Genomic DNA, 519 nt, shown 5'->3' on the forward strand with positions numbered 1-519 from the left:
CCACTGCAGATCGGCCGGAAARTCCTTCTTGTSSACSACCGCGCGRTAGACCACRTGKCCSGAGACSCGCGCCTCGTCRGCCACGTAYTGACGGCGCACCGCCGACTTCACGCCATCCGCGCCGATCAGCGCCAGACCTCGATGCAGGTTGCCCTTCGAGTCGTGCACCAGGACGCTGACTTCGTCCTGCTCGACACGCTGCACCGTGGTCGAGGTCAGCACCTCGACGCGGTCGGTCTCCTGCGCGCCTTCGAGCAGCGACGTGTGAACGTCGGCCCGGTGGATCACCGCATACGGATTGCCGAAGCGTTCGCGGAAGGCGGCGCCGGTGGGGATGCGGCCCACCAGGGTCGCGTCCAGCGCATCGTGCATCACCATCTCGTCGGTGTAGACGGCGCGGGCGCGCGCCTTCTCGCCGATACCCAAAGCGTCGAAGGCGGCAAACGCGTTTGGGCCGAGTTGGATGCCGGCGCCGATCTCGCCGAGTTGAGGTGCCTGTTCCAGCACCTTGACTGAAAG

The 519-nt window shown here is 66.5% G+C and carries 1 protein-coding gene; it reads right to left on the reverse strand.

Features of this window, described 5'->3' with window-relative positions; genetic code table 11:
• Positions 1-519, reverse strand: a 519-nt coding sequence (locus ACXJ3V_RS20770; RefSeq protein ID WP_457102248.1) for an FAD-dependent monooxygenase, incomplete at both ends; no start/stop codon positions are given.

The organism is Microbacterium sp. P5_E9 (assembly GCF_054049175.1).